This window comes from Candidatus Enterococcus wittei (assembly GCF_002140175.1).
GTDB classification, from domain to species: Bacteria; Bacillota; Bacilli; order Lactobacillales; family Enterococcaceae; genus Enterococcus_B; species Enterococcus_B wittei.
In genome coordinates this window covers 493,936-508,561 of the sequence record NZ_NGMO01000002.1, presented here as the reverse complement: position 1 = coordinate 508,561, position 14,626 = coordinate 493,936, and the positions used below count along the sequence as shown (strand labels likewise).

The following is a 14,626-nucleotide window of genomic DNA, read 5'->3' as shown; positions in this document are numbered from 1 at the left end:
AATAAAAACTGTGCGGATCAACAATAAGAGTAAAGATATTTTTATTGATTCATAGCCGTTTGATATTTTTTTATTTAGTTGGTAAGTTGTTTTTTATTCTTTCCATTAATAATACACTTCATCTAGAAAAAGTCCGTGTGAGGGAACTGTTTCACCTGCTTGTTGTCTGACTTTTGTTTCAAAAATTGTATCGATCACGGATAAATCTGATTTTCCTGAACCGATATCTAATAATGTCCCCATGAGGATCCGAACCATTTTATACAAGAAGCCATCTCCTACAAAGGTAAAGTGAAGCATCTTTCCTTCTTGTTGGATAGAAAGCTCTTCAATTGTACGAACCGTTGATTTTTTTGTTTTTTTCAAGGCAGAAAAACCAATAAAATCATGTTTTCCTATTAATTTTTGACAAGCTTTCTCCATTTTTTCAAGGTCAAGCGCTTGAGGATAATCAAAGCTGTGGTTTCGTTCAAATACAGAAGGAATCGGATCATTCCATACATAGTAGCTATATTTTTTCCCCTTTGCATTGTATCTTGCATGGAAGCGTTCAGGTACTTCTTCTACCTTTTTCACCACGATGTCTCTAGGTAAATAACGATTTAAAAAATCTAGCACCTCAGGAAGGGCCATAGTTGTATTTGTTTTAAAGTTTGCTACTTGTCCTCTTGCATGTGTTCCTGCATCCGTTCGTCCAGAACCAATGATTTCAATCGTTTCCCCCGTCATCTGCGACAAAATTGCTTCTATTTTTCCTTGAATCGTTTTTTCATCATTACCTAAACGTTGCCATCCAGAATATCTTTTCCCATCATATTCAATTGTTAATTTTATATTTCGCATATTTTCTCCTTTTATCGGATCTTCCAATCCATGTCTTTCTTTAGTGATAGTATAGCAGAAAATATGGGCTCCATCTTGTAAAGTGGTTATCATTCCCAGTTCAGATCTAGAAAAGCAGGAGAATCTGATGACAATTTCTAGATGCTTCCACTTATTTTTTAAGAACTACTGATCAACTACTATGAATAAGCTGATAAAAAAACTCGCAATTTTAACGAGATGACGCAATTATTTCTAAGACTGATTGAATATTTCTACTAGCTTCGCCATTTATAGATACTCTTATCAATCCGATCTGACAAAGCGTAAAAAAGATACAAAACAGATTTCATGTTTTGCATCTTACATGTCTTTTTCTACTTTTTAATGATTAAACTGTTTAACCATCATAGAAATAGGCTCTATACTTTTTGATGTTTGTAATTTCCACCGATATCTTATTAATGATCAGAAAGACAATATTTTTACTGGTGATTAATAATTATAAGATTTTTCTCCATCAACATCATTTTATACGAAAGCTTCACCGCACCTATGTACGAAACAACTAGAAAAAAAGCAAAAAAAACTACCCTCCTCCATAAAAATTAAGAATCTAAAAATTTCAAAGAGCAGTGGTTCTTATTCGTGATAGACTTCATTTCTCAAAAGCATATAGTAAATGATTCTAGTAATAAGATGAGCAACTGCCACTATCGCACGCTTACCGCCTCGATTTCTACAGATTCTTTGATAATAGTTTTTGAATCTCTGATGATTAGATTTACAAGCTGAATAGGCACATTGGCATAAGACCCTCTTTGCATAAGCATTTCCTTTGGAAATTCTCGTAGAGCGTCTTTTCCCAGCACTTTCATTGTTTCCAGGACACAGACCAACCCATGAGGCTAATCTTTCTGCAGAAGAAAACTGATTCATATGAATGCCAAACTCAGAGATAATTACAGCAGCTGAATCCGTACTAATTCCTGGGATCGTTAATAAATTGTCCATCTGTTTTTGGTAAGGAAGTAAATATTCGGCTATTTTGGTTTCTAGTTCACCAATCTTACTGTTATACATATCAATAACATCTAAAATTTGTGCCAATAAAAACTTGTGATGACTTCTGAAAAAGCCAGTAAGTCCTTCCACTAATTCCGGCACTTTAAATTTTAAAGAAGTATAAACAGCCGCTTCAACTTTTTCTGCAGTAATATCTTCCTCATTAATCAATAGGTTTAATAAATTTCTTCCAGATAATCCGAATATATCTGTCATGTAAGAAGTTATTTTAATTCCGGCAGTCTGTAAAATTTTGTGCGCGCGATTCTTTTCTCGATTTCTAGATTCGATCCACATTTTTCTTAACCGTGTGAGTTCACGCAAATCTTGTATAGGTTCCTCTGGAACAAAACTTTTGGGAATCAAACCTACTCGCAGCAACTTAGCAATCCAACTTGCATCTTTTTTATCCGTTTTTTGCCCAGGAATATTTTTAATTTTATACGGATTAGCTAGAACTAAGTCGAAATTTCCTTGAAGAATGTGCCAAACCGGTTTCCAATAAATACCTGTACTTTCCATAGCGACAATCTCACAATCAAAATCCGTTAGCCATTCATGTAGGGCTAATAATCCTTTGGTGGTCGTATCAAATTTTTGTAGATGTTTTTTTGGTCTGGTAGAAGTAAGCGGACCTTGTAAAACACAAGCAACAACATTACTTTGATGGACATCTAATCCAGCACAGCATTCGTAAATGATTTCCATAAAAAGGCACTCCTTTCCCATGATTTTAGGAAAGGAGTGCTTTATTTCATGTAAAATCAAATTTTTATACACATGCTCATTGGCAATATTTCAAGGTTCTCGAGAAATAAAGCAAGCCAGTTTGACAATCGGCATCACTTGCTTTTCCAAAATAATGGCGGCTTTTTTCCTTTCCCCTATAATTGTACTACAATCTTACCTTTCATTCTTCAGGGTGAATGAGTTTGCGAATTCATGTGTGTTTGACAAAGAGATTAATTTTTTTAACGTCAGACTCTTTTAATGATTTCAGAACTTAAGAATGATTTTTCCATCCCTCATAGGCTAGACTAAAGATGTAATTTATGCTTTCAATCAATTATTAGTAAATAGCCGTTACTCTATTTTTGTCACATTTACACTTATCTTTGCTCCAACACATTATTTGTCTTTATTCATGTTGGAGGAATGACATACATACATTACTTAGCTAATATTGTAAGATATTTTTGCTTATTGGTTGGTTTAGATCCATCCTTTTATTGATGCTAGTGCTTCTTTCTATACTAGTGGTAACAATATCTAGGAAGCTTTTCTTCTCTGTAAACTTTGAAAATTCTGTTTCTATTTGTTGATTGGAGGAGAAGTGACTTGTTGTATCGCTGTTTTCTAGACCCCTATCTTTAGGATTTAAGGAACTTCTATTTGAGCTATCCTCTATCAGTTCCATGATTTTTGAATCTACCTCTCTTTTCACAGTCGTTGGCTGCTCACTTTCATTTGTCGCTGCACCTGTTAGATCGAGATTGTCAGTAGTTTGTTCTTGCTCCTTTTCCAATTCAGGGTCTTTCTCAAAATTGTCATATGTGTATGTATTAGTAGCCACTGCTGAAAATGCAAACAGCGATCCATCCCCAATTGTCGAGTTTTTAAGGCTTCTAGCTTTACGAAGTACTCCATTGAAATCTCGCCCCTCCGCAAAATCTCGGATGATGAACGACACCATCTCTGCATCACTCAACTGTAAATTCACCCGAAACAAATCACTTCTAATTGTCTCTCTCCAAACAGTCGCTAATGATAACCCCGGTTTGTTTTGATGTATTATTATGGATTTCACAAAGATTTTGAAACCATTACTAGAATACATTGTGTGCCTTTGTTTCTTATATTCCTCTAACAAGACTTCTCCGGTTTTTGTACGACCTATTATATCTCTATCATATGGCACGAGATCTACTGCGGTCGAAACAAGATGAGAGGTTTCATGTATGAATGTTCGACTCTTTTCTGTGTTGATTTCATGCCCTTTAGCAAGTCTCGGATCTAAGTGGTAGGAATCCGCTAGAATGATTATTCTACATTCTGGATCAGCAGGGTATATAAATGCCATATTACCTATGTATTTTCGAGAGGTTGAGCGATATTCTCTAATCCCTGGTGGCTTAACTAAATCACTGGATGCAATCAAAATATTTTCATAGCCCCAGTCCGCTGTTTTTTGAAGAAACTCTATTCCTTTTTTTGATATAGAAATCAATCTATTTACAGCTTCCAATAGTATGGGTTCTTGATTTACTACCCTCTGCAGTCTACACATTTGGATCAAATATTGGCCTTGCGGGCTATCTGCAATTTTTCCTTTCTTTAACACCTCTTGTAACACCTCTAATGTCTTTTGAAAACGTTCTCGTGCAATTTTATAATCCTCTGCCAGCTCTATCACAAATGATTGGAGAAAGTCTGGAGTCTTACTTAAATCAAGACCCTTATATACTCGGAATTTAAGTGGTGGATCTTTAGGGAGGTCCTCAATTATCGTATCCAAAATCTTCCCTTTAATAAAACCTTCATTATTATAAACAATCATCCTCGGTTCTGGGAGAAACTTCGTTAGCGGATCCATACGCACAGTGTCATTTTCCACTTCTTTTGGGGGAAGTTTGTCAACTTCAATATCTATGGTATTTCTAAATTCATTCCATTCCGCTCCTCTTCCGGGTGGTTCTGGTATAGTACTAAATGGTGGAAGTTCTTCTTTTTTCTTTTTTAGTATGCTCGTTACCTTTGATGTCCATGTTTTTCTTTGTCCTGCTCTCCCTTCTTCTCTCAACGCCTTTTCTAAACTTGTCTCAAAACGAAACTGTTCAATTGCAGGATCGAATATCCATATGGTCATCGGCTGATGGATATCTTTTTTCACTAAATGATACCGATCCCCATTCTTATGCAATCGAATCAACGGAATATAGTAATCATGAATCTTGATGTAAGATCTTCCTAAACTATTCCACATCAGTCCTCTTTCATCTGGGGCAGAAAGAGCACTGGGATCCTTAATTGATTCAAACGCATCAATATTCTTCATCACTTCGTCTGCTGTCTTTTTTGAGACAAAAGGAAAAAGCGCTCCATCAAAATACCATTCTTTCCCGTTAAAATTCACGCGATAAAACCTATCTCCATCTATCACATCATAACGTACTCCATGCGCCTCAATGGGGGTTACTTTCACAGGAACTGTATAACCGTTCATTGTGATGAAATACTTGGTTTCTTTTCCTTTTTCTGCGACAGACATCACTTTCCCACTACCATAGGCATTGGGATTCAGATTGGGTTCAACTACAAAAATTTGATCTAGGTTAATTTCATTTGCTAACCGCTTGAGCAGCACATTTTGTTCCTCTGTAAATGAGGCAGGTTCAGTAAATCGCGCTAACTGATTCCCTCTCAACCAGAAAGGATTGCCATAGACATCTCCGGCTTTCAGATTCGTCACCAGTAGATAGGACTCATCCTCCATCCGTTTGGCGGAAACTTCCAAGCCTTTTCCTGGTAAATAAGTCCTGATGACATCTTTAGGTAGCTCAGGTGTCTCCTTTACCAAGCCAGCCATTCTTTCTAACAGTTGTTTGACATTTTTCTTCACCCAAATCTCATTTTTCAAACCCACTAACTCTTTGATTACAAATTGACTGCCGTCAGTGATAGATTCGATTCCTGGATCAAGGTATCGTCTAATATTTATTAACACCGACTTGATTTCTGAAAATTTCGGAGCAAATCGGGCTCCTTGACGAATCGCATTTCTTATTCCTCCTGTCGCCATCGCTTTAGCCATTCCAAAGGCAAATTTCGAACTAAGGCTAGTCACTTGCCCAAAAACGGGGATCAAGAGGACGATATCAATCGTGCAAGAAGGAACGGCGACTGCGACATCTTTATCGATGGAAGCTGTCACACAATCGTAAAAAGGGATGATGTGCTTGGCGACATCCCATATTTGTTCAAGGATAGCTTTATCATCTCCTGATTGATAAAGCTTATCATACAGTTTATCACTATGCTTCTGACTGAACGCATCAATCAATGGCTGCATGTTTTCTCCTTGAGATAGCTTCTTACTCTGATCGATAGTAGGAACAAACATAAAGAGACGCTTTTCTACTCGAATCGCATTCCCTTCTTTCTTGTACCCTTGACTCCAGATCTCTTTGTGATCCATTAATCCATATTTGAGGTAGTCCAGCGGATTTTTATCGACTCGATAGAAAACATAGCCTCCTTCCCCATCCAATTTTTTCAAAGCATACCACCTTTTTTCATCTCCTTGGACTGCAACAAAGAGATCGGTCTGCTCTAGCTTAGAGGTAGTTTTAAGAATGGTCGGCATAGGGGCTACAAATGGGTTTCCAGGAAGAAACTCGGTATTTTCAAACATAGCAGACGCCTCGTAAAGTTCTGTTTCAGGAGAGAACATAAACTCCTTTTCTTCGGGATCAAATGCTGCCAACGCAAACTCAATTAGTTTTTTATCTAATGGAACATACGCCTCTGACACAGCTTTGGTCAACCGCTTATACCAGTCTTCTAAATTAGGTGAGGTATAGTCGTTAATAGTCAGAGTCTGACCAAAAAGATAATCTTGTTCTAACACAAAAGGTTTGTAGACTAATTCTCCCTTTACATGTTTGTAATAAGTCTGAACTACCTCTTTTGCTAATGCTTGTTTTCGTCGCCAGTTCAGGACTTCTTTTTGATAAGCTGTAAAAAGGGCATAGAGTGTTTCTTGATGCTCTTTCAATTGTAAATATCCAGTTTGCTGATAATCAATAAAAGTGCTAAGAGCCACTTCATGATAGTCTCCTTTTTTCAACGCTTCCCTTAATAGATCTGGTTCTAACTGAGCAACCGCAAGCATTGCAGGAAGGAGCGTATAACGTAATTCTTCCACCCTTTTTATGCCATTTTTACTGATTTTATCCCAGATAAACGTACCGAGCATTTGAATTTCTGTTTGATTGAATTGTGTGTGAATGCCTAAATCTGCTAATAACCTGGCCCCTGTCAGCTGCATCAAGGAGTCATAATTAGAAATTAGCAACTCATCTGCCAGCGTACTTGTCTCAAGAAAATAATTTGGCAATACGTCTTTAAGTAATAGGAACCACAACTTTTTGACAAACGGTTTCTCATCTTCCTTATATTTAAGAATATGTAAAGTAAGAAGACCTCCCTCTCTCAACTCTTCAATCTCAAAGAGTTTTCTAAGGCGGCCGATCGTAAACGTAGAGGGATCGGGAGAATCAAGGATCTGCTTAATCATATATCCTTCCATAGAACTCCCCAGTATATTTTCAGTCACCCACTTCATGATAGTGATTCTCGCATCCTTGTCGGAAATTTTTTCTTTTCCTTCACCTCCATAAAGATTCAATTCTTTCAGGATCACTTTAGATAAGGATTGGAGTTTACCATAGCTGAGGATCATTTCCCCCCGTTCTTCTGTAAACCATTTCCCCATAGCAATGAGAATATTCTCTAGGGTTGACTCTTCTTTTAGTACCCCTTCCTGACGGAAAAACTGTGCCACCTGAATCCTCATGTTTTTATCACGCCAGTTAGGCGCTTCATACTTAGGTGTTTGTTTCCCACTAACGGATGGTTGCATAGTGGTTGTTTCTGTTGCTTGGGTTGCTTGGGTTGTTTGGATTTCCTCTTCTTTCGTTGGTTCAGTAGAAGTGAAAATGTGTGCTTTCTCTTCAGTAATATCAAGTAACCATTTTATAAAGGTTGCATGTGCTTTCTCCTCCGAAATCACTGCATCTTCTTTTTTTCCAAGGATGATATTCGCTAATATTTTTACTTTCGTGATATCAGTCGTCTCTTTCCCTTCCACTTCCTTAGACACCCATTGTGCCGTTTTTATCATCAGCTCATTGGGCTTGGACACATCCACCTTGAGATTCCTTGCCTCTAAAAAAGTAACGATTTTTTTACGAATGTTCTCTTGTTGTTCCACTGTCCATTCAGGTAGCTTTTCTTCCATGACTAGACTAGTAGATCTTGTTAGAGAAAGGGCCTTATTCTCACGAGTAAATGCCTCGACCCTTTCTTTTTCCTCTTCATTCGCTTCAATTGCACTGATTTCAATGGCTTCAAACGCACTCACCTCTTTATAGGAATACCCCATTTGTGCATTGTTGTTTTCCCATTGCAGTAAAAGATAGCGAGCCTCTTTCACTGTCATCTCTTTTTCTTCTAGCCCATATGCTTTTTGTAGGAGCTGAGCGACTTGTTTTTCTCTTTCTAGAATCGTCCCATAGGTAGTTCCTTCATGAATCCACCCTTGCATCCCTCGAATCAATTCGCTGGCGGATTGATCCTTAAGAGAAACTTTTTGTTCAAGCAGGAATTTTCGGACCACTTCATTCACTGCTAGTGTTTTCTCCCGTTGCTCAAAAGGCGCACGATGATAATAAATCATTTGGATGGGCTGATCCTTAGAAATCGTTGCCGTGCGATCATGGATAAAATCTGCGTAGATCTGATGGCTTTCTTTTTTTTGTTCGTTGAGGCGAATCACCGATGGATCCTCTGCTTTGGATAATAGATGATGGATCGTTGTATACGTAATTTCTTGGTAAGTATACCCTTCTAATAAAGTATTGGCCTTCCATTGATTAAAAATCGCCTGTACCTTTGTAGATGACAGGAACTCCCCAAGTCTGAGGTCTTCCACACCATGAGCTTTTAGTAGAAAATAGGCTAAAAATTGCTTTCTTTCAGATGTGTTAGAAGCACTATTGGTACTTTCTTTTTGGAGCCATTGTAATGTGGCTTTTTCCAGATCACTACTAGAGCTTTCTTTGATCGCAATTCCTTCCTTTGTAAAGAATTCTTGCATTTTTTTATTGACAGCACTCGTTTCATTTCGCTTTTGAAAAAGAACGAGATGGTAATAAAAGATCGGTAGAGGCTCTGCATAACGTGTCGCAGGAACCACATTTTTCGCCACGTTCCCCACGATTTTATGAACGAGTTCTAAATCTGAATCTACAACAGTATCTGGTACTCTTTTCATCTCACTATTTTCTGTGAGGGTCTCATTACGAAATTGGCTTTCATCTAAAGAAGATTGTTTGAGTTCAATAAAGGTATAGTCTTTGAACACATTGTTGTTTTCCCATTGCAGAACTGTGTTGACAGCCTCCGTCGCTGTAAGATTGCGACGAATGCTATACCCTTCTAGAATGATTGGAGCCAACTGTTCCTTCCTTGCTAAAATCTCTACGTCTGTTTGTTCATCATTCACCCATTCATGTGCAACAACAGCGGTTGGCTGATAAGGCAAATAGTCACTCCAATCTTCTCCTTGTTTAGCTAGAAACTGGTCGACTGCTTCATTGGCCTTCGCTGTTTCATTTCGTTTTTGATAAAGCTCAAAATCATACCAAAAAGGGACAAGGGGTTCGTAGATGGGCAGCGTCAAAGGCTGCTTATCAAAGTAATCCCCGTGTATTTTATTGACGGTTTTTGTTATTTCTGAAGGAAGTACACCGTAAGAATGTAGTCTAGTTTCAGAGGTCGTTTCCATTAGTTCACTGTTTGTGATATCTACACTACCACTAAAGTTGATCTCACCAAACGTGTAGTCTTTGAAAATATTATTGTTGCGCCATTGCAGGAAAATAGCGTTGGCTTGAAAATCAGATACCGTTTGACTAGCTAGCTCAGAGGAGGTGAGAATCAGTTCGGCGATTTCTTTGATTCGGTTTTTCTCTATTTCCTTTCCTTCTTTCCTTATCCATCCCTCGATAGCCGTAATCAATTGAAGGGGAGATAGCCCTTCACAGGGAACCTTTTGAGCACAAAGAAATTCTTTGACTTTATCATTGACATGATCTGTTTCATTTCGCTTTTCATATACCTCCAACGCTCCATCGTACCAGTGGGCAGGTAACTTCTCCGAAATTGGAACAGGAGAGGATTTCCCCTCTAAAAAGGCAGTGACAATACTATTTATTTTTTCCATGAAATCGGCATACATTTTCTCATAAATATTGGGATTTTGAGCGGTAGATGATTCTGTCTTTTTCACTAGGGGACTGATAGAAGCTATTTCAAGAGGTGATTCTGGCGTCATATTCGACTGGGATTCATTTAACGCCCCAGTCTTACTTGACTGTGGAATGTCTTCTCCTTCCCCTTTTTTTAATCGGATCATAGGTAGTGACGTGCTTGCTTGTTTTTCAGTCATCTCTGTGGGCGTGTTGACCTGAAGGGTATTCAGTAAAGCAGTCGTTTCAATAGGTATTTGATGGACCTCTTTAAATTTATAACTTCTAAAAATATTATTGTCTCGCCATTGCAGGATAATTTCTTCGGCCTCTAAGTTTGTCAGTTTTCTAGATTGGAGTCCAGAAGCCTTCCGAATAATCTCAGCGATTTTTTTTCTTCTAGTTCGCGCAGTCTGTGCCTCTTTTGACTCAACCCAAGATCGTATTTTTAGAAACAAAGCTTGCCCTGTCATATCTTGACACCACTGATTTTTTTTACAAAGAAAAGCTTTCAACTCTTTATTCACATTTTCGAGTTGCTCACGATTTTCAAAAACCTCTAATTCATACCAGAAAGTGGGTAAATTGGGAGGAACTGTTTGACGCAATACTTTATCATACGTAGAACCTTGGGTATATAACTCAACGACTTTTTCCAGTTTTAATCTTGTTTCTTTAGGAATAAATTCAGCAAATTGCAATTGTGGAGTATCTATATTTGGTAGCGATTCAGTAGTTAGTTTCGTTGTGGTAGTTGATGTCATTGCACTCGTTTGAGGTTTCATGGTGATTTCTTCAGTCGTCATAGGTTCATCTAAAATTGTTTGTTTTGATTCTTTTGGGATTGATTGTTGCAGTTCTTCAAATGTGTAATCTTGAAAGATATTATTATTTCTCCATTGTAAAACGATTCTTGTTGCCTTGGTATATTTCAGCTCTATATTCTGAAGTTCTAAGGCATTCCGAATGATTGTAGCAATACGCTTTCTTCTGTCCATTTTAGTTTCCAGACCATCTTTTACTTCCCACTTCTTTACGGCATCAAGTAATTTAACACCTGATAATCCGTCACATGGAACTCCTTGCTTACACAAATAATCTTTGACTTTTTGATTGACCCCTTTTATTTTATGACGCAATTGAAATGTTTCAAGATCAAACCAAAAAGAAGGTAAAGGAACGGTATTCGATTCACTAGAAGGCCGATGTTCCAGATACGCATTCATAATTCGTTTTATTTTTGCGACCGTTTCTGTCGGGATTTCTATATGAGATTCTACAATCATTTCTTCATAATCAGTCGAAGGGATAACCGCTGCTTCGACCCCTAAATATGGGAATACAGCGAAATTGAAATGTTCGATAAACCTATCTACCCTCCCAAAAAAATCTTCTGCCAGATGCCAAAATGGAGACAAATAACTTTCCCCTTCAGGAAGCAAGACTGTTTTGGCCTTCGACACCGATTCTGGAATCATTTCTGGTGATAGCTCCTGTTGATTGTTTTTTTGCTTTTTCTTCTTCGATTTTTTTTGCGAAGACTTGGTTGGAAGCAAGTTTTTTGTGTGGCGGTTAATCACCTGAACATTTAGGTTCTTTTCTGATTGTGCGCTAGTGGTGATTTGTTCCCCGTAGTTTACTGAAAAGCTACTCAGTAACCAATCAGCAAAATACGACAGCAACGAGCCGTTTGTTTCTTTTTGTTCTTGAATAGGAGCCGCGTGTTCATGTTGGGAAAAGAACTGGTAAAACAGCTTAGTCAAGTCATTCCAAAATGTTTCTATCACTTGATTACGTACATGTTTTGTGGGATTTATTGTGGCGTTATATTTGTTTTCAAAAGAAGCTTGAAAGGTTCTACTTAGTTTGTGAGCTGTCTCTTCCGCAGAAAAATGTGAGGAAGCTTGAACGGTTCTATCAGTCATCGGATCAGTAGAAAAAGGGAGAATTTCACTTTCTTGTTTCATTTCTTGATTATTTTGTGTCTTTTCTTGCCCCACCGCATCCTGACAAATGGTTTTAAGACTCGTTTGTTCCACACTTTCTCCTGCGACGATATAGGTATTCACCTGATCCGTTCTTCTCGTGGTGGTACAATTCATTAGTTGGTAAAGGGCATGGACTTTCTGGTGAACAGAAATACTTAATTCATGCGCGATTTTCGCTACGTCGATGATCTCCTGTGTGGACGTTGTCTGATTACGAAACGTTTGGTTGGTAAAAAATGGACTGGCACTGATAAACGGAGATGCGATTGATGTTGACTGATGAGGCATGGTAGGGGGTGTATTTAAGGACTGGATTCGCTCATGATTGATGGTGGAGGTGGAAACAAAGGAATGGATTCTCGTCTGATTCCCGTCTCTTCTCATATCAATTCGTGTGTTCGCTTCAAATGCTGGGGCGTTTTTTTTGATGATCGGCTGTTGTTCAGGAGGATCGACTAATCGTGCGTTTTGGCAGATACTGTATAAATAAAGGAAGCCATCTAATGTCAATAAACTATCGGGGGCTAGTGTTTGTCCCGTATTATTGGCAATATAATTTAACTTCGCTTGGTCATTTCCTGATTTATTCTTGTCATTTCGTTTGTTGTTTTCTTTTCCAATCGCTTCTCTAGAGTTAGCTTGTGATAACCTTATCTTCTTTGTCATCTTAACTTTCTGTGGCATCTTGTTCACTCCTTCATTAAAATTAATTATAGAACTAATTCGTTGTATAAGTGTTCATTTGAATAACAACTAAGGAACTATACTTTTACGTCACCCATCAATTTTCTATGGCTGGCTTCAACAACTCTACATTATTTTCTCTAAAGTGACAGTTCTTTCAGACAAAAAAGCAACAGTACATCAACGTAGAAAAACAAAAAATAAATAAAAACCACAATAAAAGCAGCATTAATAGATCAAACAAAACTACCCCCACATCGCTACGGCTTCCTCCTTTCTGTGAAATTTTTGAAGCTCCTCTTTCTAGAAATCGTTTTCACAAAGATTATAAAATAAAAAAAAGAACATGACCGTACAGAATTTGTGACTATACCAAATATAAAATTAAGAAAGTTATATAAAAAGAAAGGTGATTCCCAGATAATAGATAAAGGCTTGATTATAGATCATTTAGTCTTGTTATCGAAAACTTAAAAAAATCATATCCCAGATGTTATAACTATGCTCAGTTTTTTCTTCCTCAATATCATTTGATAAACAACTGAATAGAATCATAAGTATGGGGCAGTGATCAGAAAAATCTGATTACTGCCCCATACTCTTTAGCTTTTAATAATTTTTTAGTTATACTATATCTAATATACTACCTATACATCAGTCACATAATTTCTGAAGTAGCGAACTGGCGATATTCGTTTTTCATTTTTATATCAAAATATTCTTAAAATACTAGGATTACAGTTTCATTCAAACGCTATATAGTTACTGGTGTCCATTAGACTAGTCTATAGTCTCTAAGCATTTTCCAACGATATCATGTTATCCTCAGCGAGAATACTACTTTTTGATTTTACATATTTTATTTTTTCCTTATTCTCGAAAAACTACTAAGAGAACACTGATTATTCAGGTTACAAAATGATAATCTATATTTGATACCTTTAAGCGTATGCTATCGATAGATCGTTGTTTCTAACCTAAGAATTTGAATACGTCTTCTCGAGCATATAATTTCAAGACTTTTTCACATAGGAATTGCGTGAACAAAGCTGCTACTATTGGTACAAGGAACCAACAAATCAAAACCATGATGATGTTTAGACCAGCATCTAAGGAAGCTAACGGACCGACTAAACCAACCACACCGAAGCCGGCAGAAGCTGGAGTTCCTGAGATAGAAAATAGTGCTACAGGAATGGCTGTGATGATTGCACTAATGAAACAAGGAACTAAGATAATCGGCTTGCGGAACAAGTTAGGCATCATCATCTTCATTGCACCTAATGCAATAGCGATTGTTACACCAGACTTATTCACACGCCAAGAGTTCACGATCAAAACAAAAGTTGTCGCAGCAACACCCATAGCCGCAGCACCAGCAGATACGCCATCTAATTGGATAGCTAGGCCGATTGCCACTGTGGAAATGGGAGAAATAATCAAAAAGGCAAAGGAACAGCCGATCAAGATCGACATCAAAATAGGTTGTAACGTTGTAAAATTATTGATTCCTGCCCCAATAGCAGAGGTGATGGCGGTCACATATGGAAACAGATAAAATCCAATCAAACCTGCACCAACGCCGACAACAATTGGTGTTAAAACGATAGCAACAGAACCAAAACGCTCCTCAATCAATAGAATCAATCCGACAGCAATCGCTGCTGTGATCATCGTATTGATGATATCACCTGTGCCTGCCCCCACATAGACGCCTGCTTCTCCAAGATCTGGCATAAAACGTACCACACCTGAACCGACAAATGCGGCACCCGCTACGACCATCATTTGCATTGGATTGAAGCCAAACTGTAACCCTATCAATCCTCCGATGATCAATGGTGTTGCTAATTGAAAAATCACAGCAAGTTGTGCAATCGTTACTGCAACAGGGTATTCACTAAAATATTTTAAAATCGCTCCTAATACCGCATTAGGAATCAAACCAACGATGATCCCAGTGGCTGTCCCAGCTAATACTTTATTTAAGAAAACTTTTGGGGTTAATTTATTCGTCATCTCCATTTATTCGTTCTC

4 protein-coding genes are annotated in these 14,626 nt (G+C 37.8%); all 4 read right to left on the bottom strand.

Annotation, left to right across the window (positions count from 1 at the left end; translation table 11 throughout):
- Positions 1-105 precede the first annotated feature (105 nt).
- The 4 genes from truA to A5844_RS06625 all read right to left on the bottom strand — a co-directional run bounded on the left by truA (position 106) and on the right by A5844_RS06625 (position 14,614).
- The gene (gene truA, locus A5844_RS06640; protein ID WP_086284415.1) at positions 106-843 is read right to left on the bottom strand and encodes a tRNA pseudouridine(38-40) synthase TruA; all 738 of its coding nucleotides are present in this window, start codon (positions 841-843) and stop codon (positions 106-108) included.
- Positions 844-1,464: 621 nt separating this feature from the next.
- Complete coding sequence (locus A5844_RS06635; RefSeq protein ID WP_086284198.1) at positions 1,465-2,595, bottom strand: IS110 family RNA-guided transposase; 1,131 nt, start codon at positions 2,593-2,595, stop codon at positions 1,465-1,467.
- Positions 2,596-3,064: 469 nt separating this feature from the next.
- Complete coding sequence (locus A5844_RS06630; protein ID WP_086284414.1) at positions 3,065-12,589, bottom strand: QWxxN domain; 9,525 nt, start codon at positions 12,587-12,589, stop codon at positions 3,065-3,067.
- Positions 12,590-13,561: 972 nt separating this feature from the next.
- On the bottom strand, positions 13,562-14,614 hold the full coding sequence (locus tag A5844_RS06625) for a PTS sugar transporter subunit IIC (RefSeq protein WP_179190555.1): 1,053 nt from the start codon (positions 14,612-14,614) through the stop codon (positions 13,562-13,564).
- Positions 14,615-14,626 lie beyond the last annotated feature (12 nt).

Coding starts and splice junctions, on each gene's coding strand:
- truA (WP_086284415.1), bottom strand. CDS start 843: ATGCGAAATATAAAATTAACAATTGAATATGATGGGAAAAGATATTCT.
- A5844_RS06635 (WP_086284198.1), bottom strand. CDS start 2,595: ATGGAAATCATTTACGAATGCTGTGCTGGATTAGATGTCCATCAAAGT.
- A5844_RS06630 (WP_086284414.1), bottom strand. CDS start 12,589: ATGCCACAGAAAGTTAAGATGACAAAGAAGATAAGGTTATCACAAGCT.
- A5844_RS06625 (WP_179190555.1), bottom strand. CDS start 14,614: ATGGAGATGACGAATAAATTAACCCCAAAAGTTTTCTTAAATAAAGTA.